This is a genomic window from Halomonas rhizosphaerae (assembly GCF_030012485.1).
Taxonomy (GTDB): Bacteria; Pseudomonadota; Gammaproteobacteria; order Pseudomonadales; family Halomonadaceae; genus Halomonas; species Halomonas rhizosphaerae.
Map to the genome: position 1 here is coordinate 12,906 of NZ_JASCQQ010000002.1, position 24,805 is coordinate 37,710.

General features: G+C 61.5%; 22 protein-coding genes and 1 pseudogene. 7 read left to right on the top strand and 16 right to left on the bottom strand.

Annotated features, from left to right (window positions below; genetic code table 11):
- Window positions 1-16 precede the first annotated feature (16 nt).
- From QLQ86_RS00080 to QLQ86_RS00095, 4 genes are all read left to right on the top strand, one after another.
- The gene (locus QLQ86_RS00080; RefSeq protein WP_282815553.1) at window positions 17-1,798 is read left to right on the top strand and encodes a copper resistance system multicopper oxidase; all 1,782 of its coding nucleotides are present in this window, start codon (window positions 17-19) and stop codon (window positions 1,796-1,798) included.
- Between the two features lie 9 nt (window positions 1,799-1,807).
- Entirely contained in the window at window positions 1,808-2,578 is a 771-nt protein-coding gene (locus QLQ86_RS00085) for a copper resistance protein B (protein ID WP_282815554.1), read from the top strand.
- A 152-nt stretch (window positions 2,579-2,730) separates the two neighbouring features.
- Window positions 2,731-3,504: a glutaredoxin gene (locus QLQ86_RS00090; RefSeq protein WP_282815555.1), complete on the top strand. Its 774-nt coding sequence runs from the start codon at window positions 2,731-2,733 to the stop codon at window positions 3,502-3,504.
- Window positions 3,505-3,520: 16 nt separating this feature from the next.
- Complete coding sequence (locus tag QLQ86_RS00095; protein WP_282815556.1) at window positions 3,521-4,822, top strand: APC family permease; 1,302 nt, start codon at window positions 3,521-3,523, stop codon at window positions 4,820-4,822.
- 364 nt (window positions 4,823-5,186) lie between these two features.
- Here QLQ86_RS00095 and QLQ86_RS00100 read toward each other — a convergent pair whose 3' ends face one another.
- From QLQ86_RS00100 to QLQ86_RS00140, 9 genes are all read right to left on the bottom strand, one after another.
- Entirely contained in the window at window positions 5,187-5,453 is a 267-nt protein-coding gene (locus QLQ86_RS00100; RefSeq protein WP_282815557.1) for a DUF5676 family membrane protein, read from the bottom strand.
- Between the two features lie 181 nt (window positions 5,454-5,634).
- Complete coding sequence (locus QLQ86_RS00105) at window positions 5,635-6,993, bottom strand: NADH-quinone oxidoreductase subunit N (protein ID WP_282733614.1); 1,359 nt, start codon at window positions 6,991-6,993, stop codon at window positions 5,635-5,637.
- Window positions 6,993-8,462, bottom strand: a complete 1,470-nt coding sequence (locus QLQ86_RS00110; RefSeq protein ID WP_282733613.1) for a complex I subunit 4 family protein — start codon at window positions 8,460-8,462, stop codon at window positions 6,993-6,995. Before QLQ86_RS00110 ends, QLQ86_RS00105 begins: the two co-directional genes overlap by 1 nt.
- A gap of 15 nt (window positions 8,463-8,477) precedes the next feature.
- Window positions 8,478-10,376, bottom strand: coding sequence for an NADH-quinone oxidoreductase subunit 5 family protein (locus QLQ86_RS00115; RefSeq protein WP_282815558.1), 1,899 nt, complete (start codon window positions 10,374-10,376; stop codon window positions 8,478-8,480).
- Window positions 10,373-10,684 carry an NADH-quinone oxidoreductase subunit NuoK gene (gene nuoK, locus QLQ86_RS00120; protein ID WP_282733611.1) on the bottom strand — a complete coding sequence of 104 codons (312 nt, stop codon included), beginning with the start codon at window positions 10,682-10,684 and terminating at the stop codon, window positions 10,373-10,375. Before nuoK ends, QLQ86_RS00115 begins: the two co-directional genes overlap by 4 nt.
- Window positions 10,681-11,232: an NADH-quinone oxidoreductase subunit J family protein gene (locus QLQ86_RS00125; protein WP_282733610.1), complete on the bottom strand. Its 552-nt coding sequence runs from the start codon at window positions 11,230-11,232 to the stop codon at window positions 10,681-10,683. The genes nuoK and QLQ86_RS00125 overlap by 4 nt, the downstream gene beginning before the upstream one ends.
- A complete protein-coding gene (locus QLQ86_RS00130) occupies window positions 11,232-12,128 on the bottom strand; it encodes a complex I subunit 1/NuoH family protein (RefSeq protein ID WP_282733609.1) in 897 nt (298 codons plus the stop codon). Before QLQ86_RS00130 ends, QLQ86_RS00125 begins: the two co-directional genes overlap by 1 nt.
- Window positions 12,125-13,696 carry a heavy metal-binding domain-containing protein gene (locus QLQ86_RS00135; protein ID WP_282815559.1) on the bottom strand — a complete coding sequence of 524 codons (1,572 nt, stop codon included), beginning with the start codon at window positions 13,694-13,696 and terminating at the stop codon, window positions 12,125-12,127. The genes QLQ86_RS00130 and QLQ86_RS00135 overlap by 4 nt, the downstream gene beginning before the upstream one ends.
- A 158-nt stretch (window positions 13,697-13,854) precedes the next feature.
- Entirely contained in the window at window positions 13,855-14,217 is a 363-nt protein-coding gene (locus tag QLQ86_RS00140; protein ID WP_282733607.1) for an NADH-quinone oxidoreductase subunit A, read from the bottom strand.
- Window positions 14,218-14,397: 180 nt separating this feature from the next.
- On the opposite strand from QLQ86_RS00140, the gene QLQ86_RS00145 reads away from it, so the two are divergent.
- Window positions 14,398-15,675, top strand: coding sequence for an ATP-grasp domain-containing protein (locus QLQ86_RS00145; RefSeq protein WP_282815560.1), 1,278 nt, complete (start codon window positions 14,398-14,400; stop codon window positions 15,673-15,675).
- 119 nt (window positions 15,676-15,794) lie between these two features.
- Here the strand turns inward: QLQ86_RS00145 and QLQ86_RS00150 are convergent.
- A pseudogene (locus QLQ86_RS00150) lies at window positions 15,795-16,873 on the bottom strand (IS3 family transposase).
- A gap of 336 nt (window positions 16,874-17,209) precedes the next feature.
- On the opposite strand from QLQ86_RS00150, the gene QLQ86_RS00155 reads away from it, so the two are divergent.
- Window positions 17,210-17,758, top strand: coding sequence for an outer membrane beta-barrel protein (locus QLQ86_RS00155; RefSeq protein WP_282733588.1), 549 nt, complete (start codon window positions 17,210-17,212; stop codon window positions 17,756-17,758).
- A 91-nt stretch (window positions 17,759-17,849) separates the two neighbouring features.
- On the opposite strand, the gene QLQ86_RS00160 is transcribed toward QLQ86_RS00155, so the two are convergent.
- From QLQ86_RS00160 to QLQ86_RS00185, 6 genes are all read right to left on the bottom strand, one after another.
- A complete protein-coding gene (locus QLQ86_RS00160) occupies window positions 17,850-18,425 on the bottom strand; it encodes an IS110 family transposase (RefSeq protein ID WP_282815561.1) in 576 nt (191 codons plus the stop codon).
- Window positions 18,407-18,910, bottom strand: a complete 504-nt coding sequence (locus QLQ86_RS00165) for a helix-turn-helix domain-containing protein (protein WP_282815562.1) — start codon at window positions 18,908-18,910, stop codon at window positions 18,407-18,409. Before QLQ86_RS00165 ends, QLQ86_RS00160 begins: the two co-directional genes overlap by 19 nt.
- A 416-nt stretch (window positions 18,911-19,326) precedes the next feature.
- Window positions 19,327-19,902: a DUF305 domain-containing protein gene (locus QLQ86_RS00170; protein ID WP_282733591.1), complete on the bottom strand. Its 576-nt coding sequence runs from the start codon at window positions 19,900-19,902 to the stop codon at window positions 19,327-19,329.
- A gap of 449 nt (window positions 19,903-20,351) precedes the next feature.
- The gene (locus tag QLQ86_RS00175; protein ID WP_282733592.1) at window positions 20,352-20,612 is read right to left on the bottom strand and encodes a hypothetical protein; all 261 of its coding nucleotides are present in this window, start codon (window positions 20,610-20,612) and stop codon (window positions 20,352-20,354) included.
- The gene (locus tag QLQ86_RS00180; RefSeq protein ID WP_282733593.1) at window positions 20,609-23,155 is read right to left on the bottom strand and encodes a heavy metal translocating P-type ATPase; all 2,547 of its coding nucleotides are present in this window, start codon (window positions 23,153-23,155) and stop codon (window positions 20,609-20,611) included. Before QLQ86_RS00180 ends, QLQ86_RS00175 begins: the two co-directional genes overlap by 4 nt.
- A 79-nt stretch (window positions 23,156-23,234) precedes the next feature.
- Window positions 23,235-23,744, bottom strand: coding sequence for a Spy/CpxP family protein refolding chaperone (locus tag QLQ86_RS00185; RefSeq protein WP_282733594.1), 510 nt, complete (start codon window positions 23,742-23,744; stop codon window positions 23,235-23,237).
- A gap of 138 nt (window positions 23,745-23,882) precedes the next feature.
- Here QLQ86_RS00185 and QLQ86_RS00190 point away from each other — a divergent pair, with 138 nt between their 5' ends.
- Window positions 23,883-24,182, top strand: a complete 300-nt coding sequence (locus tag QLQ86_RS00190; protein WP_282815563.1) for a hypothetical protein — start codon at window positions 23,883-23,885, stop codon at window positions 24,180-24,182.
- Window positions 24,183-24,805 lie beyond the last annotated feature (623 nt).

Below are 24,805 nucleotides of genomic sequence, written 5' to 3' on the forward strand. Positions count from 1 at the left end.
TTGACGGGAGTCACACATGGCAAGCGCGCGCGTCATCACCCACCCGCTGTCACGCCGTCAGATCCTGAAAGGCGGGGCGGCGCTTGGTCTTGGGTCGGCAGCGGCCCTGGGCTTGCGTCCCAGCTGGGCCAACCCTTGGGGGCAGACCAATATCTATTCCAAGGGCATCGAAGAGGGTCCCGAAGTGTCGCTGGCCATCCGCCGCGAATCGATCCCGATCGATGGCAAGGAGGCACGGCCGTTCAGCATCAATGGCACCAGCCCCGGGCCGATGATCCGACTCAAGGAAGGCCAGGACGCCGTGCTGCGAGTCACCAACCTGCTCGACGAGCCCACGTCCATCCACTGGCATGGGCTGATCCTGCCGCCCGGGATGGATGGCGTGCCTGGGGTGAGCTTTCCCGGCATCGCGCCGGGCGAGACCTTCACCTACCGTTTCCCCGTTCACCAGAACGGTACCTACTGGTATCACAGCCACTCCGGCCTGCAGGAGCAGCTCGGCCATGCCGGTCCGCTGATCATCGATGCCGCCGAGCGCGAGCCCTTCCGCTACGACCGTGAGCATGTGCTGCTGCTCACCGACTGGACCTTCGAGGACCCCATGTCGGTCTTCCGCAACCTGAAGACCTCCGAGGGCTACTACAACTTCCAGGAGCGCACCATCGCCGACTTCTTCGCCGACGTGCGCGAGAAGGGCCTTGCGGCGACCGCCGAGATGCGCGGCATGTGGGCGAAGATGCGCATGAGCTCGCGCGATATCGCCGACGTCACGGGCAGCACCTACAGCTACCTGCTCAATGGTCACTCGCCGGAGGAAAACTGGACGGCGCTGTTCCAGGCCGGTGAGCGGGTACGCCTGCGGGTGATCAACGGCTCGGCGATGTCCTACTTCGACCTGCGTATTCCAGGGTTGAAGATGACCGTGGTATCAGCCGACGGCCAGCCGGTACAGCCGGTTCCCGTCGACGAGTTCCGCATTGGGGTGGCCGAGACCTATGACGTCCTTGTCACGCCCGAGGACGACTCCGCCTACACCATCTTCGCCGAGGCAATGGATCGCAGCGGCTACGCGCGTGCCACCCTGGCGCCGCGCGAGGGCATGGCGGCCGAGATTCCCGAGCGTCGCAAGATCGCCGACCGCGGCATGGAGGCCATGGGCGCCCATGATATGGAAGGCATGGACCACGCCGAGATGGAGCGGGGCGCGGACGGCGACAGGGAGGGCATGGATCACTCCACCATGCAGGGCATGGACCATTCCAACATGCAGGGCATGTCGGGTGAGCGCAGCAGGATGAATGCCAACGGCATGTTGGCGGCGGGGGCAGCCCAGCCGGGCTCTCGCTACGACCAGGCCGGCATCGGCATCGATTCCGGCGAGCGTCGGGTGCTGGTCTACCGGGATCTCAAGGCCTTCACCCCCTGGCCGGACCGCCGTGAACCGGAGCGAGAGCTGGAACTGCACCTCACCGGCAACATGGAGCGCTACATGTGGTCCTTCGACGGCAAGAAGTTCAGCGAGGTGACGGGGCCCATTCGCGTCAACAAGAACGAGCGCCTGCGCCTGATCCTGGTCAACGACACCATGATGGAGCACCCCATCCATCTTCATGGCATGTGGATGGAGCTGGAGAACGGTCAGGGCGAGCTGATCCCGCGCAAGCACACCCTGAACGTCAAGCCCGGGGAGCGCGTCTCGGCGCTGATCACCGCCGACGCCGAGGGCAGCTGGGCCTTCCACTGCCACCTGCTGTACCACATGGATGCCGGCATGTTCCGGGTCGTCAAGGTTGCATAAGGAAAGCGCATGAAAACCAGGAGATTACTGAGCGGAACCGGCACCGTATTGGCCATACTGACGTTCTCCACTGCCTACGCGGAGGAGGGTTACGATGCGCCCGCTGACTGGCCGTCCCCCATGGCCGAGCACAACATGGCCATGGCACTGTTCGACCGACTCGAGTACGCCGTGCCCGACAAGGGGCACGAGGAACTGGTCTGGGACTTCCAGGCCTGGTATGGCGGCGACGTCAACCGTGTCTACCTGAAGTCCGAAGGCGAGAACGTCCAGGGCGATGGCGAGGATGCCGAGTTCGAATCGCTGGAGCTGCTCTATAGCCGGTTGATCGCCGACTTCTGGGAACTCCAGGGCGGCATCGGCTACCAGGGTGGTGTGTTCTCGGATGACCATGCCGAGCGCACCTATGGGGTGATCGGCCTGCAGGGGGTGATGCCCTATGGCATCGAGACCGACGTTGCGCTGCAGGTCAGCGACGAGGGTGACGTCTCGGGGAGTTTCGAAGGGGAGTACGACCTGCGCCTGACGCAACGCCTCAATCTGCAGCCGCGCACCGAGATTGCCATGGCCGCCAGCGAGGTCGAGGAATTCGGGGTCGGGGAGGGGCTCAATTCCGTGCGGGTCGGCATGCGCCTGGGCTACGAGGTTTCCCGCCGTCTCGCCCCCTACGTCGGCGCCTATTGGGAGAAACGGTACGGCGATACTGCCGACCTGGCCCGAGCGAGTGGCGACTCCACCGAGGATACCGGGGTCGTGGCCGGGGTACGGCTGATGTTCTGATTGGCCTCGGTGAGCATCTCCTTGACCCTTGGGTGGCACAAGGGTTCTAGGTTGAACAGGGTGGGGTGACCACGAACATGCCTGCCAGTAAGCGTATGGCCGCAGGATCCTGCCCCCGAGTCATCTCTTGGTACCGCAAGGAGGTTGAGCCCATGAGTACCGTCACTTCGGCGTCTTCCACACAGCACGAGACGGCTCGCGTCTACCGCATGAAAACGGAAGAGCACCTCTGCCCGTTCGGTCTGAAGACCGTGGACCTGCTCAAGCGCAAGGGCTACGAGGTGGACGATCACACGCTCACCTCGCGCGAGGCCATCGAGGATTTCCAGGAGCAGGCCGGGGTCGACACCACCCCTCAGGTCTATATCGGCGAAAAGCGTGTGGGGGGCTATGAAGAGGTTCGTGCGTTTCTGGGATTGAGCGTGCCCGGCGAGAAGGAGACGACCTATCAGCCGGTCATCGCCATCTTTGCGACCTCCCTGCTGATCGGCCTGGCGGTGAGCTGGGCGGCCAGCGGTACACTCCTCTCCTTGCGCATGCCGGAATATGCGATTGCCACCGCCATGGTCCTGCTGGGGCTTCAGAAACTGCAGGATGTCGAAAGCTTCAGCACCATGTTCCTCAACTATGACCTGCTCGCTCAGCGCCATGTCCGCTACGGCTACGTCTACCCCTACGCCGAGACCCTGGCCGGACTCCTGATGCTGGCAGGGGCTCTGATTTGGTTCGCCGCCCCCTTGGCGCTGTTCATCGGCACGGTGGGCGCCATCTCGGTCTTCAAGGCCGTCTATATCGACAAGCGTGAGCTGAAGTGCGCCTGTGTCGGGGGAAACAGCAATGTCCCCCTGGGATTCGTGTCCTTGACCGAGAACCTGATCATGATCGCCATGGGTCTCTGGATGCCCCTGAAACAGCTCATCCTGTGATGACAAGGAGGCTTGGGTGACGGATTCCACGGATCGAACCCCCAAGTACGAGGAAGGGAGCCTGTCTCTGGTGGGGGCGATTGCCTTGGGAACAGGTGTCATGATCGGGGCAGGCATCTTTGCCCTGACGGGACAGATGGCCGAGATGACGGGTCGCCTGTTCCCGCTGGCTTTCCTGTCGGCCGCCCTGATCGTCTCCTTCAGCGCGTATTCCTACGTCAAGATGTCACGTGCCTATCCCTCGGCAGGGGGGATCGGCATGTATCTGCAGAAAGCCTATGGCCCGACGCTACCTACCGCTTTCCATGCATTGCTGATGTATTTCTCCATGGTGATCGCCCAGAGCTTCCTGGCGAGAACCTTCGGCTCCTACACCCTTGAGCTCTTCGATGTGGAAAACAGGTCTCTGCTTGTCCCTTCGTTGGGCGTTGCCTTGCTGATTTCCGCATTCTTGATCAATCTCTCTGCCAACAAGCTGATTCAGGGTGTTGCGTCAGTGCTGGGCGTCATCAAGATCGGCGGCATCATCGTGTTCGGGGTAGTAGGCGTCCTGGTCGCCGACTCCTTGGAGATGGAAGTCTCGAGCTCGGCGCCTGATGCCTCACTGTCGGGGTTCCTGGGCGCCACAGCGCTGGGTATCCTGGCCTTCAAGGGCTTCACGACCATCACCAACAGCGGTTCAGAGATCAAGGATCCCCACCGCAATCTGGGCCGGGCGATCATGATCTCGATCGCCCTGTGTGTGGTGATCTATGCGCTGGTGGGCTTCGCCGTCGCCAGTAACCTGTCGCTGAGCGAGATCATCGAGACGAAGGATTACTCCCTGGCAGCTGCCGCCCGGCCCGCACTGGGGGAGGCCGCCGTCTGGTTCACCGTCATCCTCGCCATGATAGCCACCGCGGGTGGCATCATTGCCAGTATATTTGCGGTCTCACGCATGTTGGCGATGCTGACGGAAATGAAGCTGGTGCCGCATCGCCATTTCCACATGCCTGGCAGCATCCAGAAGCATACCTTGGTTTATACGGTCGTGCTTGGCTTGATCCTGACGGCATTCTTCGATCTCAGCCGTATCGCTGCACTTGGTATCATTTTTTATCTAATCATGGATATCGCCATTCATTGGGGAGTGTTGCGTCATCTGCGTCGGGAAATTGATGCAAGCGCAACTGTGCTAGTGATTGCGATACTGCTGGATGCCGTCGTACTGGCAGGCTTCCTTTGGGTGAAAGCGACGACAGATCCCCTAGTGCTGATTGTGGTATCGATTACCATGGCGGCTATCCTGGTTGCCGAGCGTCTCTTTCTTTCTCGGTAAGAGGCATCAAATCACAGTGATAACATTCATCCTCATTGATTTCAGAGGAGAAGTATCATTGAAATAAGAACCTTTGGCGATTTTGTTGACTGGACGCGGCAGCTTCATGAACATTTGGCGCACTGTCTTGCTCACTGTTCTGATCATGGCGAAGAAGAGCGTGCCAATATGCTCCTGAATTATCTGTCAGCTCATGAGGATGAGATGGAGTATGTTGTCGGTGAGTTCATGTGGCCGAGGACGTCATGTTCATGATTCGCCGATTACGTTCTTGATTGAGGACTAAGAAAGACGGATGTGGGCCAGTGGTCTAAAGGACCAGTGACGCGCAGGACCTGCAGCCCTCGTCGTGTCGTCATTCGTTTCAGGAAAACCAGCGATACAATGGAACGAACAAGACGGCGAGGTACCAGCCGTACAGATAGGTTTCTACCAGGCCGATCACAAAGCCCCTCCAGGTGAGCCATTCGAAACCGGGCAGCAGCGGCGCCCATGATTCGTACATGCGCACATTTTCCGGAGCGAGCAAGCTGAAGCCCACGCACAGGAGATAGCTGATCACCAGCAGCAGCGACAGGCTGTTGCCCAGAGGGGTGATTCGCAAACGGCTGGCAGCGTTTAGGTGTGTCATGTCTAGCCTCCTTCTCCGTTCAAGTCAGGCTGCAGGACAATCCGGCAGCTTTGACATGATGAGGTTGTTAAAGGGTCCCGAAGTGAAGCGCAGCAGCACGAAGTCTGTTGTTAGAGCCTAAAGAACGGAACCGAGAAGGATCGCCAAACGCGTGAGTTCCATGTCTCCGGCTGCCGTCACCTCATCGACCCGCGAGGAAAAACTGGGCGGCCAGTCCGATGATCAGTGTAGCGGCAAACGTGATCATCACCACGACGCCGGGCCATGTGGCCGGTGCAACGGTTGTCGTTTCCGCCGGCCGGTACATCGGCATGACGATGCGTAAATACACCGCGAGCGACAGCACGCTGTTGATGATAGCCACGACTGCCAGCCAGGTGAACTGGACATCGATGGCGGCAGCGAAGAGCAGGAACTTGCCGACGAAGCCAGAAAGTGGCGGGATGCCGACCAGCGACAACAGGAAAATCACCATTGCGATCCCTGTCAGCACCCGTGCGCGCCCCAGCCCGCTGAACTCTTCCAGAGTTCGCCCGGTCGCGGAGGCGACAGCGAAAGCGCCTAGGTTCATGGCGGCGTAGGCAGCGGCGAACAGGATGATCGACGGCAAGGCAAGCTCACTGGAGCCCACCGCCACGATGCCGAGAAGGAAATAACCGGACTGGGCAATCGACGAGTAGGCCAGTAGTCGGATGACGTTATCCTGCACCAGTGCGGCTAGATAACCATAGGTCATGCTCAGCACGGCCAAGCCCGCCATGACGGCAGGCCAGCCACTGTCCACGGGCAGGTCGCGCACCACCTGGGTTAGTGCGAAAAGGGAACCGACCTTGGGCACGACGGACAGGTAGGCGGCAATCGACAGCGGCGCACCCTCGTAGGCGTCGGGTGCCCAGAAATGAAACGGAACCAGTGACGCCTTGTAGCCGAGGCCGACGACGACGGCCACCAGCCCGAGGATGGCAGCCAGCGGCATCGCGTCCGTGCGTGCTAGATCGGTGAGCAGCGTGGAACCGGTGGCGCCGAACCAGTAGCTGAGCCCGAAGATCATGACTGCCCCGGCAACCGAGCCGAACACGAAGAACTTCATGGCGGCCTCGGTGGCCGGGTCGTCGTCCGGATAGGCGACCAGCGCGAAGGTAGCCAGGCTGGTCAGCAGCATGCCCAGCACCAGGAACATCACATCGCCCGCTCCAGCCAGCACCAGCGCGCCGAAGGTCGCCAGGCATATCAGACTGTAGACCGTGCCCTCGCGGACGGTGCCACCGATGTCGTTTCGTGCCAGCAGCAGTGACAGTACGGTAGCCGGCAACAGGATAAGCTTTGCCCAGATGCTTAATGCGTCGATCCGGAAGCTTCCGCCGAACACGGTGGTGTCCGTGCCGAGCAAGGGTACCGTCAAACTCGTGGCGACGAGCAAGCCCGCGGCGGCGAGGGCCAGCGAGATTCGAGGTCGGCGCAGCATTTCCGCGATCAGCGCGCCGACGGCCGTCAACAGGACGGCGATTTCGGGAGTCAGTAAAGCGAGGTCACGGCCCATTACAGCACCAACGACGATGTGGTCCGGTGAATGACGTCAAGCACCCAGGATGGTGCTACGCCGGTGGCGACGGTGAGGACCAGGAGCGGCGCTACGGCCAGCAATTCTCGTTTACTCAGGTCCGGCATGGCATGCCACCGTTGGCGGGGCTCGCCGAGGAAGGTCTCGCGGATCGCCTTGAGAAAGGTGCCGGCAATGATGGCAATACCCAGTACCACGACAACCGCTGCGGGCACGCTACCCAGCGTACCGAGGAATATCTGGAACTCGGCCGGAAAGTGCGCCAGCCCTGGCAGGCCCAGGGACGCAAAGGCAGCCAATATAAATGACCAGCCAATCAGCGGGACCGTCTTGAGCAGGCCGCCGAACTCGCCCATTTCACGGCTATGGGCGCGTTCCTGAATCATGCCCACCAGGAAGAACAGGGCGCCGGTGACCAGGCCGTGGCTGAACATCTGCAGCACCGCGCCATCCAGGGCGACGGTACGCACCGACGGGTCCAGCGTCAGTGCGGCCACGGAGACGCCGACGATTACATAGCCCATGTGGTTGATCGAGGTATAGGCCACCAGACGTTTGAGGTCCGTCTGCGCCAGGGCGGCAAAGGCGCCGTAGAGTGCGCTGACGACGCCGAAGATCAAGACAACGATGCCGGCTTCGCGGAACGCCCCGGGGGTCATTTGCAAGGCAAAGCGGACCAGGCCGTAGGTGCCGAACTTCAGCATGATGCCGGCCAGGATGACGCTGCCGACGGTTGGCGCCTGGACATGGGCGGCGGGCAACCAGGTGTGTAGTGGCACCGCGGGGATCTTGACTGCGAACGTGATCAGCATGGCGATCAACGCCCACATGGCCGCCGCCCCCTCTAGAGGCGGATTGGCGATCCAGGCTCGCATGTCAAAGCTGAGCTCGGGGCTGCCCAGATAGAGTCCCAGGATAGCGAGCAACAAAGGCAGGCTGCCGAGCAGCGTGTAGAGGAAGAACATCAGGGCCGCCCTTTGCCGTTCCTCATGCCCCCAGCCGGCGATCATGAAGTACATCGACACCAGGGAGACCTCGAAGAACACATAGAACAGAATCCCGTCGAGGGCGGTGAAGGTCCCGATTGCCGTGGTTTCGAGAAGCAGGACCAGGACCACGTAGGCGCGCGGGCGTTCGCGAAGCGACGAAGTGAAGATGAACGCCACCAGGAACATCACGGCGCTCAGCAGCACCAGCGGCAGGCTGATGCCGTCGACCCCGACCCGGTAGGCGGCGCCGATGGCCGGGATCCACTCCAGCTCCTCGACCTGGGAAAAGCCCGCGCTACTTACTCCCTCCAGCCACATGGCCAGGGCGCCGGCCAGGGTCAGGACTGCGGTGCCAATGCCGATGCCGTGTACGGTCCGCGCCGTGGGTCTCGGCAGGCACAGAATCAGGACGGCGCCGACAAGTGGCAAGAATAGGGTAATGGAGACGAGTGGTAGCATGGGCAGGGCTGTCCTCTAGAAACGCAATGAAGCCAATATCAGGATGAGCAGCATCACGGCGGTGACCACGGCGCTGATGGCGAGACTATGGTGAATCAGGCCGCTTTGCAGGGTTCGAGCGCGATCTCCCCAGGCGCGCACGCTAGCTACCAGGGCAAAGATCAGGCCGTCGATGCGGCGCTCATCGCCGACGCGCACCAGATGGCCCATGGCCAGGTTGGCATGGCCGGCACCCAGCACGACCGCATACAGGCTCAGTTCCAGGCGCTCGCACCCCCGCGCAATGGTGAGGCCTCTCCGGCCGACGCGAAGCGCGGCCGCATACAGGCGGTCTTCCAAACGTTCACAGCCCCGGGAAACGGCCATTGCGGGCCTCCCCACCACGGCCGTAAGCCCGCCCGCGACCGTTAGCCCCGATTGCGCCCATGGGTTGGCAGGGCCAAGCAGTCGCCGGGCCGGCACTAGCCAGCCCAGCGCCAGGCCGCTCACCGCAGCGAGGAGTCCGAGCAGCACGGCCCATGCCCCTTCGGCTTCAGGGGCGGGTAGGTCGAGAAGTGCCTCGATGGGGCCAAAGGCCAGGCCCAGGGCAGCGGCTGGGATCGCCAACCCCCAAACACCTACGCCCATCCAGGCGGCACCGGCCACCGGCCGGGTTCCGCCAGCGCCGCGCCACAGCAGGCGCAGCGCCCGGGCCAGGTAGGCACCGGTCAACAATGTGCCCGCCAGCGCCAGCGGTGCGAGCCAGACGGCGCCAGCTGCGGACAGCGCGGCGGCGATCACCGCGTCCTTCGAGAAGAACCCGCTCAGCGGCGGGATGCCCGCCAGCGCCAATGCTGCCAGTGTAAAGCCAGCGAAGGCCCAGGGCCTGATGCGACCAACGCTCTCTAGTCGATCGAAACCGGTACCACCGCGTGCATGCTGGAAGTCGCCGGCGGCGAGAAACAGGGCACTCTTGATGGCGGCATGGGCGACCAGATGCAATAGGGCAGCCAGCGGCGCCCCGGCGCCGATCGAGATCAGCATCAGGCCATATTGACTGGCGGTGGAGGCGGCCAGTAGGCGCTTGAGGTCGCGCTCGGCGAGAGCGACCAGACCAGTCGTCACCGTGGTAAAGCCGCCCACCAGCCCGATGGCGAGGAGGACCCCCGGCGCGAGCAGCGGTGTCACGCGGATCAGCAGGATGGCACCTGCGGCCACCAGCGTCGCCGAGTGCAGCAGCGCCGAGACCGGCGTCGGGCCCGCCATGGCGCGCATGAGCCAGTCCTGCAAGGGAACCTGGGCGGACTTGCCCATGGCGGCCAGCAGCAACAACAGCCCCGCGGCAAACGCAACACTTCCGCCAACATTCATTGTGGCGGCGATTTCGCTGGTGCCCGCCGACCCGATGAGGATGAATACCGCGATGTACAGGCCAAGGTCGGCGCTACGAGTGTAGAGGAAGGCGCGGCTGGCGGCGTTCGCAGCTTCGGACCGCTGAAACCAGAAACCGATCAGCAGGTAACTGCACAACCCGATCAGCTCCCAGGCGGCCAGCAGCAGAACCCAGTCGCCAGCCAGCACCAGGGCCTGCATCGCGGCGAGGAACAAGGACATGACAGCATAGAAGCGGGGCAGGCCGGATTCCTGCTTCATATAGCCGACCGAATGGATGAGTACGAACGTCCCCACCGTGGCGATCACCACAGTGAGCAGCGCAGTCAGCGGCTCGGCGGTCAGCCGCAAGGGCATATCCGGCAGGCCCGGCAGCAGCAGTGTTTCAAGGTGACCTTCGGCGACTCGGCCCATGAGCCAAAGGCTCACTGCCAGGCTTAGCGTGGCGCCGGCCAGGGCCAGGGCGGGTGCCCAGCGCCGCAGCACCAGAATCGCCACGGCTGCGAGAAGGGGAAACACTACCGGCAGCGCTATCTCGTTCATCCCTTGAGATCCCCCGCTTCCTCCATCTCGACCGAGCCCTTGGCCCGGAAGCGCGCGATCGCGATGCCCATGCCGACTGCCATCTCCACCGCCATGACCGTCATTACCACCAGCACGAACATCTGCCCGGCGTAGATCTCGGGATGCAGAAAGCGCCAGAAGGCCACCAGATTCACCAGCGCGCCCGCGAGGATGAGTTCCACGCCCATCATGATCATGACCAGGTTGGTCTGCGACAGTGCACCATAGAGGCCGACACCGAAGAGGATGGCGCCGGTCAGAAGCGCCACGATCAGGACCGGGGTCATCTTGAGGCCTCCTTGTCGTTCTCGTCTTTACCATCGTTACGGGCCGGCTCGTGCACCGGAATCGCTACTGCCGTGGCCGCGATCATCGCGGTCAGGATGGTGACAGCGGCGGTTTCGAAGATCAGCATCGACCGCCCCAACATCTCGATGCCCAGCTCCCGCGCTTGCATGGCCGCATCCGGAGCCTCGACTGTGACAGGACCCCAGTCGGACACTAACGCCACCGCGAAGGCGGTGCCGGCGGCAATCACCCCTGCGCCGATTGAAAAGCGTTTCTGGTGACTCATATCCATGCCACCAAGCCCACCGGGATCCATCATGAACATCACCATGAAGATGGCCATGATGCTCATTTCAGTGGCCATCATCATGATCTGCAGTACGCCCAGGAATTCGCTCTGCATGGCCAGGAACATGCAGCCGACCGCGGCCTGCGAGAACAGCAGCGCCAACGCGGAACGCACCATGGACGCGGTACGAAACACCGCCACGCCGAAGCCGATCGCGGCCAGACCGAACACGGCGACAAAAAAGGCCTGTAAAAACATCAAGGCACCACCAGGATCATCAATCCGACGATGAGGATATTGAGCAGCGCCAGGGGAATACCCAGCTTCCAGCACCAGCTCAGCAGATCCGCCTCGCGAATACGCGGGAGATAGTGGCCGGCCAGCAGCATCGACACGGCCACGGTCAGTGTCTTGATCAGGCTCCACGCCCAAGGCGGCAAGAGTGGCCCGTGCCAACCGCCGAGATAGAACACCGTGGTTGCTGTGGCCAGGGTGATCACCAGCACCAGCCGCGCCAGCCTCAATACCGCCAGGCGCATGCCTGTATATTCAGCGTCTACGCCCCCGGCCAGTTCCCCTGGCGCAGTTGGCAGGTCGAAGGGCGCACGGAAGGCCAGTGCCATCGCGGCGATGAAAAACAGCACGAAGCCGAGCGGTTGGTAGACGATGTTCCACAAGCTTGCCTGGGAGGCGACGATGGCGGTGTTCAGCAGTGACTCGGCGCGCATGGCCACGGCCGTGATGGGCATCACGATAAGCATGGCGTAGGCGATGAGCTGCCCCAGGAAGCGCCAGCCGCCGACCATGGCGTAGGCGCCGTTCGGGCCCCAGCCGGCCATGATCAGCGCAACCAGTACATAGGCCAGCGCCGCGTTGACGAACAGGGCGCCGGTGGCCAGGTCCGCGATCACCAGTCCTGGCGCCAGGGGCAGGACCGCGGCGCCAAGCACCGCTACCACCAGCAGCAGTACCGGCGCGGTCTCGAAGAACAGCCGGTCGGGTTTGCGCGGCAGAAGGGACTCCCTGCCCAGGTGTGACAGGCCGGCAAGCAGCGGCGCGACGGGGCGCAGGCGTCCGGTCGAAAGCCAGGCCTCGATCACGGCAAGTAGCCAGGCGCTAACCATCAGCGCGAGTAACACGGCAGCGATGGTCAAGAGATCACCTCCCAGGGCGACAGATCTAGCGACCCGACCGCCACCAAAGCATCGCCTAGCTCTCGGCCCTCGACGAGGTTCGCGACCAGGCCGATATGGTGGCTGCAGGCGGTATCCAACTCGACCGATACCACCTGGCCATGCTCCAGAGTCAGCCGCAAAGCGGCGCGCCCGCGCGGGGTTTCCACGCTGGCCTCACTTATCCCGGAGGTACTGCCGATGTCGCGCAGGGTGGGCATTCCAGGGTCCACGCCAGCCTCGATAAGGTCTAGGCTGGCCATGATCTCCATCAGCCGCTGCTGAAGACGCCCCCAGGCGTCGCCGCCGGTGGTGCCAGTGCGTATCTCGAAACCCAGCTCGCGATAGATAGTATCCGCCTGCCGAACGTCTTCGGCGCTGCCCGCGGCGCGCGCTACCGGACCCCGAAAGTCGTGGGAACCGCCCGGCAGAGCGCCGATTCCTTTCAAGCGCGCCTTGAGCAATGGCGTGAGCTCTAGTCGAACGTTCAGCGCCCACAGTGCCGGTCTCATGGCCACAAGCTGCTCCCGATTGGCGCACCGGGTTTTTAATTGCAGAGTCGTGGCGCGACGCATCAGCCAGACGAAGCTGAGCTGACGACCCAACTGGGCCAGCCAGCCCAGATGGCTGGCGATGCGCTCGCGTTCCAGGGCACAAGCGCGGGCCCGGGCGGTAGCCGGGTCTTCCTTCAGACCAGCCGCCTGCTCGATGGCCCGGCAGGCCAACAATCGGTAACTTACCGGCGCCAGCGCCATTGCTGTCGCCAGACGCTCGACGAAGGTCTCGGCAGCGCCCTCTTCAGTGACGGCACTCATGCCCACCAGGGACGTCGCTTGCCCTTCGGCCACCCCGTCGCCGTCGAGCGTCAGCGTCAGTCTCAGTCCACCCGGCAGGCCGGGAAAGACCGGACCGAACGGCACCTTGATCCAGTCCATCGCTAAACCATCGGCGCTGCGGGGCAGGTCCTTGGTAACTTCGACCATGGACATGAACCCCGAAGCACCGTGGTCGTGACCGGAATGGTCGTGGCCACCATGATCGTGCTTGTGTTGCCCGTGTTCATGGTGGTGTTCGTGGTCATGGCCCTGGTGTCGTTCGTGCTCATGATGCTCGTGATCATGGTGATCGCCGTGCTCCGACATCCCTTCCGTCGCGCCCGATTCGGCGCCGGCCTCGCGGGCCACCAGATCCATGCCGCATTTGGGGCAGCGGCCCGGCTCGTCCTCGACCACTTCCGGGTGCATGGGACAGACATACTCAATCCTGGCTTGCAGGACCGAGGCGTCGAAATCCTCGGGCGAGGCCGTAAAGGCGCCTTCGGCAAGCGCCTGCTGTAGCCGACCGGTCGCTTCGATCAGCTCGGCTTGAGAGAGGTCCGTGGAGACATCGGCCGGTGGTAAAGATGACGGAGTTGGTCCACCCAGCACGAGCACGGCGCGCGGCCGGGGCATCTGCGCATAGAGCACCGCCGTGGCCTCATCCAGTTTCCGTGACAGCTCCCCGATAACCACGAGCACGGCCGCGTCGCGCGGCGTGGCGGCGATGCGCATGCCAGCCGCTGCCAGGTCCAGACCGTGCGCCAGAGCCACTTCCGGTCCTGGGACGATCAGGCAGCTCAGGTTGCGCGCCTGGGCCCGTCCAACCAGCCTCTGCACGATAGATGGGCGCCCCTTGCGCGCTCCTGCAATGGTCATTGTTGACTCAGACATCACTGCCGCCTTAGAGCACCCTGGCTCCATCCGTAGAGCAGGCCGAGAAAGAGAATGGCAAGAAACACGCCCATATCAAGAAGAGCCACCAGCCCCTCCTGCTTGTACACCACGGCCCAGGGGTACATGTAGGCCATCTCCATGTCGAAGGCCAGAAACAGCAGTGCGTAGCCGTAGTATCGCGCGTGATAGCGCCCCCACACCGGATCCCGCGAAAGCACCCCGGCGCTTGCCGGTACGTCCTTGCCCGGCTCCCCGTGTGTCGGCCCCATGCTGCGGGCCAGACCGTACAGGCACAGCACCACTCCCACGGTACCCAGCATCAGGCCCAGTAGTAGTAGGTATTGTTGCGTAGCGCTCATGAATCCTCCCACTTACTCTGTTGCACGTCGGTGAGCCTCTGATTCGCTATTTCAAGCTGGTCGCTGGTGAACCCCTCGAGCGAATGCTTGACGCACATTCACTGGTAGGGCAATGCTACCCAGTCAGGGCTATATGCGCCCTCGCTGTCGGTCAGTATGAACGGGATCAGAGGTCAGCTCTTGCACAAAACCGGCGATTTCTCAGAAAAGACAGAAGCAGAAAAGCTGAACCAGCACTGTGCCTGCGTTACTCTCGATCGACGAGCAATCACCCGGGCACTCGCTGACCAGTTGGGTGATGACGCCTACGAGATCCAGACCAACCCAAACTGGCGTCAACTCTTCTCAAATGTAGCCGTCTTCGTTCCTCCTCGGGACCTGGAACAAATGGGAGCCATTGTTCAAGCCCTGGAGGAAGCTGCTGCGCTCCCCGCCTATCAGCGACGGGTACTGTCCTGGGCCCCGCAAAGTGCACAGTTCAACCCCGGCCCGGTGGGTGCCTTCATGGGCTACGATTTCCATCTTAGCAAAGAGGGGCCTCGCCTGATCGAAATCAATACCAACGCCGGAGGCGCGTTCCTCAACGCCATGCTGGCACAGGCCCAATTGCAGTGCTGCAATGACTTCACGCGTGCGGCCGGGGCCAATGACTTCGATGCCGCAGTGACTGCCCAATTCGAGAGCGAATGGCGCGCTCAGCGTGGTAGTGGACGTCCGGAGAGGATAGCGATCGTCGATGACCAGCCTAGCGGGCAATACCTCTATCCTGAATTCAGGCTGGCGCAGCAGTCATTACGAAGGAATGGTATCGATGCCCTCATACTTTCGCCTGCTGACCTCCGGTATGATTCAGGAACGCTATACGGTAGTGGCAAGCGAATCGAACTGGTCTACAATCGGCTCGTGGACTTCGGGCTCGAAGACCCCGAACACACCGCCTTGCGGTGTGCCTGGTTGGACGGGCGAGTGGTCATAACCCCCAACCCCCATGCCCACGCACTGTTCGCAGATAAACGCAACCTGGCTGTGTTGTCAGATCACGAGACCCTTTCGGCTTGGGGCTTGAGCCCTGAAAAAGCCGAGTTGCTTCACTCTGGTATTCCACGCACCGTAAAGGTTACGGCTGATAACGCTGATGCACTCTGGCAACAGCGACGGGAGTGGTTCTTCAAACCTGTCGCAGGGTATGGGAGTAAAGGCGTTTATCGGGGCAGCAAACTCACCAAAAACACATTCAACCGAATTCTGGAAAGCGACTACATTGCCCAAGCCTATATTCCCCCATCGGAGCGCCTGGTTCTAGTTGACGGTGAGCGGGAGATGCTCAAGGTCGATGTTCGACTATATACCTACCGCGGCGATTTTCTCATGGCTGCGGCGAGACTTTACCGAGGACAGGCGACCAATTTTCGTACACTCGGCGGCGGATTCGCGCCTGTACTCCTCATGGTAGATTAACATCATAAAGTGTGATTTAAGAAATATGTTTCACAACTCCGGCAGTTGCCGCGACAGGGCGCGGAACTCTGACCTTCCCCCTGGTTCAGGTCCAACACACAATGTGAGAAACCGCCCCTTCATGCACATCGCTGGGCATAGGCGATGGGTGGCATATAGCCCAGTGAGTTGTGCGGTCTGACAAGATTGTAGTGGCCTCTCCATTGGTCGATTTCATGCCGCGCATCGGCAAGGATCAGAAACCAGTGCTGATTGAGGCAGCCATCCCGGAATTTGCCGTTGAAGCTCTCGATGAAGGCATTCTGCGTCGTCTTGCCCGGTTGGATGAAGGCCAGCGTAACCTTCCACTCACGCGCCCAAAAGAACATCGCCTTGCTGGTCAGCTTGGGACCGTTATCACAGACAATCGAGGCAGGTAGAGCGCGCTACTGTGCAAATTCGTAAAAGAACCTGGCCAGGCGCCGCCCGGAAATGGACGTGTCCACCAGCTGGCCGACGCGTTCCCGACTGAAGTCATCCACGATGTTTAGCACGCGGAATCGGCGCTCCGAGGCCAACTGATCCGAGACGACATCCATCGACCAGCGTTGGTTGGCCCTGTCCGGACACGGCATAGGTGCTCTTGGCCGTACCAGTCGCTTACGCCGCCGGATGCGGACCTGAAGCCCACTCTCACGGTACAGCCGGTAAGTTCGCTTGCGATTCACCACCATCCCCTCATGATGTAACAGGGCGTGCAGCAACAGGTAGCCGTAGCGGGGGTAGCAGGTCGCCAAGACGTTTAGCCGAGCCCTAAGCGGCTCATCATCACGCGGCAACGCCTGGTAGCGGGCCACCGATCGTGGCAGGCCCAGCAATCGATAGGCATGTCGCTGGCTGAGCCAGCCGCCTGTCACCAGGTGCGTTACCGCCCGACGCTTCGCTTCGGGCGTCACCACTTTCCCGAGACGATCTCCTTGAAGGCAGCATTGTCGAGGGCGCTTTCCGCCAGCAGCTTCTTCAGGCGGGCATTCTCTGCCTCCAACTCCCGGAGACGCTTGGCCTCCGATACCTCCATACCACCGTACTTGGCCTTCCAGCGATAGATGGTCTGCTCGGTCACGCCATTCTGTCGGGCCAGCTCGGCGACCGACACGCCGCGCTCATGGGCCTTGAGGAGGGTGATGACCTGCTCTTCGGTATGTCGATTACGCTTCATCGCGAGATCTCCGGCTATCAGGGTAAACGTAGCGGAAATCTCGCATTGCCGGTGGACCGGTTTATGGGGTGAAGGTCAGGGCAACGAAGCGCCTTGCTATGTTTCCCATGGGTCAGACCATGTCGGAGATCCTGACATGGATTTTACTCTAAAACTTGATATCAAGCACTTAGTGTGTGCTAACGCACAGAAGCCCGAGTGGATAGACACCTACCATGATGATGAGGTTCGTTCGCGTCGGTTGATCGCCGTAGTATCGGTCGCCACTACCTGCGCCAGGTAGCTAATGGCGCATTATGGAAATGCCATCTTAACAATGTAAGCAGGGAGCTCATCATGATAAGAGTCAACACTGCGGTAATCACTTTTTGTCTTCTCGGTGCACTGCCTATGGCAGCATCCGCCCAATCCTCAGAGTCCGGCCCACACGAGGGCGACCGTGAATTTTCTATCTCCGGGACCGGCAGTAACGACCGGAATTTCAATAGCGGCAACTTCGGCGTGACCGGCGACCTTGGTTGGTATCTGCGGGATAACATGGTTGCCGGTGTCAGGCAAAGCGTCAATTACGCTGATATCGAAGGTGAAGACGTCACAGATGATTTCTGGAACGGATCAACCCGTGGTTACATCAACCATCAGTTCCTCGATGATCGTGCGCGGCCCTTCATCGGCGCCAGCCTTGGCGGAATATACGGCGACGGCGTCAAGGACAGCGCCTTCGCGGGTCTGGAAACGGGCATAAAGTACTATGTTCAGACCAAGACCTTTTTCCTCGCCCGCGCTGAGTATCAGTTCTTGTTCAGCGACACCGATGATGCTACCGATGCGTTTCAGGACGATGGTGTCTGGGCCTATACGGTTGGCCTGGGCTATAACTTCTGAACCACGTCAAGGCGTTGGTTTGAAATGATGGGTTCTTCGTCACATCATGTGGATTTGGCCTGATCCAGCAGGCCCCCCACGGGGCTGCCAATCAACGTGCGCGTGATCGGGCCCCCTGGAACAAACCGTTCATGCCTTCCAGACGGGCGTTGGTCAGGCCGTTCTCGGCATCCTCCAGCCAGCATGGCAAGGCCGCGCGCAGCTGGCCAATGCCGGTGGGCGCCACCCGGCCGATCAGGCCACGAATCTGGTTGGCCTTGGAGGTACGCTGCTGAACCAGTTCACTGCGGATGCGATGCGCCGCTTGAACATCCTGCTGTGCGACCGACTTGATGGCCACGAAGCGCATGTGGGGGCGGCCCATGGCCTCGCAGATGGCCTCGGCATCGACGCGACCGTTCTTGTTGCTCTTGACGTAGGACGTGAGGAACTGCGCGGCGATCAGCTTGACGTGATAGCCGCGCGCTTGCAGCGCACGGGCCAAATGGTGAGACGACGCGCAGGCTTCCATGCCGATCTCGGCCCCCATGGGGACGCGCTTGACGATGGCGTCCAGCCACCTGTCGCGCTTGTGCTTGCCGCGCCACTCGACCTGGTCATGGTGATCCACGCCGTGGACATGGAAGACGGATTTGGCAACATCGACACCTACGCGTGAAATGGGCATGGGACGCTCTCCTCTGCCAGTGGCCTCTCACCGCTCAGTGTGGTGCATCGGCGCTGGGGTAGGGTGGGGAGGACTCCATCCCATTGCTTGTCCGAGATCTCCAGCTGCCGGGAGACGGCCAGCACCGGCATCTTCTTGACCAGCGACATGGCCGCCTTCTCGAACAGCAAGGTGAAGTCGCTGCCCTGCCGCGCCCAAGGGACTTCAATGCGCTTGACGCCATGCTCGGGGCACTTGGTGCGGGGCACGTGGGCGTGCAAGTAGCAGTGGTGCTGGAAGAAATTCAGGTGCCGCCACGTCTTCTCGGCAAAGTCGTGGGCCGGGCAGGCCTTGCCGCACGCCGGACAGGGGTAGAGGCTGCCTCGCTCGGTCTCGACATAGAGGTCCACGCGGTGAGGTGACACGGCGGTATTCAGGTGCTGGTCCTTGAGAACCCAGGGCGCTTCCAGGCCCAGGCCGAGGATCAGAATCTGGGTGCCGTCCATTCCATGTCTCCTGTCTATGTGGAGGTCATATCCTGGCCCAGCTCAGGAGGCGAACTCCACACCCAATGACGAAGAGCCCCAAAATGGCAAGGCGCGTAGGGAAAAATGTGTCACTACAGAGCGTTGTCGATCCAATAAAATCAGAGATTTACATGCATATCTGTCAAGCCCGGGAGGATCAGTTCTCTGTATCTGATGCTTGCACCCAATCTTCCGAGACATCATTGGTCCAGCGCCTTTCTTCGTCAGAATCGATGTCTCCACCACAATACCCATCGAAAGAGCTTTGGTTAAGCTACCGTAATGCGTAACGGTTTGTGCACCATTACGAAGGGTCGGCCGGTACTTGAGCGGCATGGATTCACCTCTATTCACGACTCCAGTTTGAGGAGTTCCCACCTTTCGAAGCTCATTCGTTAAGGCCGCTCGCTAGTTCTTTGCACGACCTGTTCGATCTTGCGCGCCATTTCGGGTGTGATTTCCGTGGATCGCGGGGGCAACTCCTCAGCTCCTTGCTCTCCATTTTGTTCAATATCCTTCAGGAGTAGTTTCATTTCGGCTATTTCGCGGACCTGAGCTGCAATGATCTCATCTGCGAGCTTGCGAACGCGGGGATCGCTAATGCTCGCTTTCCTTGAGCTGTTTATGGCAATTGAGTGGTGAGGGATCATGGATTTCATGAAGTCATCATCACCGATCAGCGACTGACTTCTATTCGCGAAAAGAAAAATTACGCACAACAGCGAGGCCAAGACAAGCACCCCGATTTTGGTTTTCACCCCTTTATACATAGACCACATGAAAGCCAACATCACAACGGTCATGACGCACCCCATCACCAAAGAGGCGATCAGGCGGTTTGTGCTTAACATTGCGTGATCGAATGAATAGACGAGTTGATACATCAAGAAAAACATGATGAATGTCGATGTCGCGATCATCGCCGCGAATCGACCCCAGCCCATTCCCGTCATCTGCCTTTTTTCGTCCATCTTTGGTATTCCTTCTGGTGTGTGACGTATGATTCAATGCGAAGCCTAACGTGCGTCACTTGGTCATTGCGGTCGTCAGGCATCTTCAGGATTGTCATGGTTTTCAAAAATATCGGCTATTCATCAAGGCTCTCGAGCCGCTAAGAGAATTTTATGCTTATTCAGGTTGACGCTGCTCTTGGTGTTATCGAATTAAAGCTCCTCCATGGTGATAAATAGTTTTCCTCTGCTCATTTAGGCAAGTATGTTTTAAACCATGGCAGCATTTATCAGAACTCTCTGTGCGCCGTCGCACATTACGCTAAAAATGATACATAAACCCCGCTGGAGCTATCTGTTAGCCTCCGACGGGGTTTAATCTGTCTTTACTGATTTCAACTAATAAAGTGGCAGTGCGGCATCGGCGTTGCGTGTTTGTTACCGATGCCGCTTGGCTGTTTTAGCGCTTATTATTCATCACGATCAGGCTCATGGTGCCCGAGACGACGGTGCATCAGGAAGTGCATGCCGAGACAGAGGGCCAGCGGCAGTACCAGCCAGGCGCCGCTGCTCAGTGATTGCCCGCGCCACATGAACAGCAGCACGGCGCCTCCCATCAGCACCACGCAGGCGGTCATCATCCATTTATGGAGTGCCCCGGCATGGGAAGACGGCTCTTGCTGTGATTCGGCCTCTCCCGAGGGGGGCTTGGTGGACTCTGGTCGTGTCATGAGCGGTCGCCTTTGGCTTGGACCGATGGGGTGGCAGTGGAAGGCTCTCCGCGGGGCTGCTCGCGGGCGTAACGCCGCTTGAGCAGCAGCGAGTTGCCGATCACCGAGAGGGAGCTGGTGGTCATGGCGATGACGCCGATCATCGGGTGCAACAGGCCGATGGCGGCGATGGGGATGGCGGCCACGTTATAGGCGCTGGCCCAAATCAGGTTCTGGACGATCTTGCCGAAGGTGGCACGCGAGAGGTGCATGGCGTCTACCACGGCGGTGAGCTCGCCGCGTACCAGGGTCACGTCCGCCGCCTCGATGGCCACGTCGGCACCGGCGCCGATAGCAATACCCACGTTGGCCTGCTTCAGCGCTGCGGCGTCGTTGATGCCGTCGCCGACCATGGCCACGTGGTTGCCGTGCTTTTCCTGCAGCGCGCGGATGGCATCGACCTTGCCTTCCGGCAGTACGCCGGCCTGGACCTCGTCGATGCCCACCTCGTCGGCCACGGCGCGGGCGGCGCGTTCGTTGTCGCCGGTGATCATCACCACGTGCAGGCCGAGATCATGCATGCCACGGATGGCCTCCACCGACTCCTGCTTGAGGGTGTCGGCCACGGCGACCAGACCCAGGGACTGCCCGTTGGCGGCGACGATCACCACGGTGCGTCCCTTGCCCTCGAGCTCGCCCATGGCGTCATCCAGGGCCTCGAGGCCGGTCACGCCTTCCTCTTCCAGCAACCGGCGATTGCCGATCAGCACCGCTTCGTCGCCAACCTTACCCGAGACACCGCGCGCACCGGTGGAACGGAACTCGCTGACCTCTCCGGGTTTCACATCACGCTCCCGGGCACCGTCGACGATGGCCCGGGCGATAGGGTGCTCCGAGGCGTTCTCCACGCTCGCCGCCAGGGTGAGCAGGCGGTTTTCGTCGACGCCCTCGGTGGCGACGGCCTCGGTGAGTTTCGGCTCGCCGCGAGTAATGGTGCCGGTCTTGTCGAGCACCATCACCTTGACGTCCTTGAAGGTCTGGATCGCCTCGCCTGAACGGATCAGGATGCCACGCTCGGCCCCGATGCCGGAGCCCACCATCAGCGCCGTGGGAGTGGCCAGGCCCAAGGCGCATGGGCAAGCAATGACCAGCACGGCGATGGCGGCGAGAATCGCCAGCACCGGCGTGGCGGCCTCGGGGTTCACCCAGGGCAGGAAGGTCGCGCCCCAGTCGAGGATCGGTCGCAGGGCATCCGGGAACAGTGCCCAGGCAATCAGGCTGGCCAGGGCAATGGCCAGCACTGCCGGCACGAAGCGTCCGGTCATGCGATCGGCGAATTCCTGGATCGGCACCCGCGAGCCTTGAGCCTGGTCGATCAGGCGCACCACCTGGGAGAGAAAGGTATCGCCGCCGACGCGAGTCGCCTTGACCCGCAATCGTCCCTCCTTGTTGATGGTGGCACCGATCACGCTGTCCCCGGGGCTCTTGTAGACCGGTATCGACTCGCCGGTGGCGATGGACTCGTCGAGATGGCTCTCGCCCTCGACCACTTCGCCGTCGGTGGGAATCTTGTCGCCGGGACGTATGATCATGATGTCGCCCGGGGCAAGCTCCTTCACCGGCACCTCCACCTCCTCGCCATCGCGTTCGACGCGCGCCGTCTTGGCGCCCAGGTTCATCAGGCGGCGGATGGCCTGGGAGGCGCGCCCCTTGGCCAATGCCTCCAGGTAACGCCCCAGCAGGTGGAAGGTCATGATGGTGGCGGCCATTTCGATGAACGAGGTCATGGGGTAGACGAAGCCGACCAGGCCGATCAGATAGGGCGGCAGGCTGCCCATGGAGATCAGCACATCCATGTTGAAGGTACCGTTCTTCAGCGAGCGCCAGGTCGACTTGTGGGTGGCGATACCGCCATAGAGGAACACCACCGGAAAGGCCAGCACGGCGATGATGGCCAGGTAGCCGGGAATCGGCTGCCAGAACATGTGCGGCATCATCAGCAGCATGATCAGGGTGGTGGGGACCGCAGCGATGATCAGCCGCTTGCGGGCCTGGCTCAGGTAGGCTTCCTCGATCTCGGCGTCGCTGTCGGCGTCCTCCGCCTCGTCGGCCTGCACGGCGGCCACATCATAGCCGGCCCCCTCCACGGCGCTCTTGAGCGCGTCACCATCGGGGCCATCCCGGGCGACGGTTACCGCCACACGGTGGCTGGCGATATTGGTGTCGATCGATTCGACACCCTCGAGCCGCGCCAGGGTGCTGCGGATGATGCCGGCACAGTGGTCCGAGCCCATGCCGGGTACCGTCAGGCGGACCTGTTGCTTGCCGGCCCCTCCACTGACGGCGGCCACGTCATAGCCGGCGCCCTCGACGGCTTTCTTCAAGGCGTCACCGTCGGGCCCACCTTCCTCGATGGTCATGCTGACATGGTGGTTGGCGATATTGGTCTGGATGTCGTTCACGCCATCGAGGCGTTCCAGCGTCTTGCGCACGATACCGGCACAGTGGTCACTGCCCATGCCGGGGACCGTCAGGGTAATCGTGGTCGGGGTCGAATCGGTCATCGCATGCCTCCTGAGGCGGAGCCGAAGGGGCGGCCAAACTGTGGCCGCCCGGACATCCTGGCGCTTCTATCGAAGCGGTTCAGTGATGGGCGTCGTGGTCGTCGGGAGCGACGCTGCTCTCAGGTGTGGCCTGCTGAAGCTGCTGACGTTGCTCGTCGGTCAGCAGGTCATGCATGGCATTTTGCATGCGCACCCTCTCGGCCATCATCTCGCCGTGAAGCTCGGCCAGCCGGCCATGCAGGGTCTTGACTTCTTCGGGATCCGGGCGTTGGCCATGCATTTCCGCCATCAGGTCGTCGCGCAGGTTCATCAGGCGGCCCATGCGTTCGAACTGGGCGGGGCGGTGCTCCTGCATCAGCGCGCGCATCTCGTCGCGCTGCTCCGGGTCGAGCATCCCCTGCATCATGCCCACGCCCGCGCCGCCCATCATCGGGCAAGGCATCATGCCGCCGCCCATCATGCCGTTCGTCATGCCGCCTCCCTGGTCGGGCGGGTTGTACGGCATGCCCTGGGCGAGGGTGACGCCGGAAGCACTGGCGCCGAGTGCCAGGACGAGTCCGAGGGCGAGAGTATGCTTGCGAATTTCCATGATCGTTCTCCTGGCGAGCTATTGGGCCCATTCAAGGCCTTTGCCCACATTATTCCGGCTACGTGCGGCACACAGGTCAATGCCAAGCAACAACGACGGGGTGTGAGGAAAGCCACCCAGGACTCAGGATCTGAACCGGTGCGTCAGCAGGTAGACGGGAAGGGGAGAAGGATCGGGCAGGGCTTGCGGGGCGCCGCTGCTGGCGATTATCCGAGGAGCCGGGTCCATACCGCCCAGGGACTCGTGAACCGTAGCGAACTTGATGTCTTGCTGCGTTACGTGCGACATGACACCAACGAGATGACGCGTGCCATGACCGTGGTGGCAGCTGGGCGCATCCTGGGGGGCGTCGATATGTTGCCCGGTCTCTACCTCGCCCTGGAAGGAGGTCTCTTGGTGGGCGGTGGTTTGGGTCGCAACCAGAAAAAGACCCATTAGCATCAGTGCGGCCATCCCGATACGCATCCACGTCAAGGCATGGACAAGTCTGAGGCGGCGTTTCGGTGGGCTCTTGGCCATGGTGGCAGACAAGTGGTTGGAAGCGGCTCTCTTACCGTAGACCAGTGAGGCCACCTGCCCATTGATCTGCATCAATCTTGCAGAATGCAGGAAACTTGTGTGCGGGGCCCGGGTTTCCCAATCTGGCCACCATCAGATACTGACACTTATCGTTATGAGGCCCGGTTATGGGTCGGCGGTCTCATGTCCCATCCTTATTGCTAATAACTGCTTTACGCACTGCCGGCATTTGCCTTGGCCGTGGCATCGTCAGTGATGGCATGCGGAGACCATGGTGACGAGTCTTGACTGACCCGCCTGCTTGAGTGCTTGCGCCCTACCGGTGCTGGTACTGGAGGGGCGGTCATGTAGTCGGACTCGATCACTTGGTTGCACCGCAGGTCTCGAACTGGGGCCAGCTCGTTCAGTCACGCCCGTGGTCGCCTGGGCCGTAAGGCCCTTCTTCGACGACGAGTCCTCGGTAGCCGGATGATTCTCGACGCCTCTCCCGGCGCTGGGCCACTTTCACGGCGAGGCTAACGGGGTGAGTGCGCGATTTACCC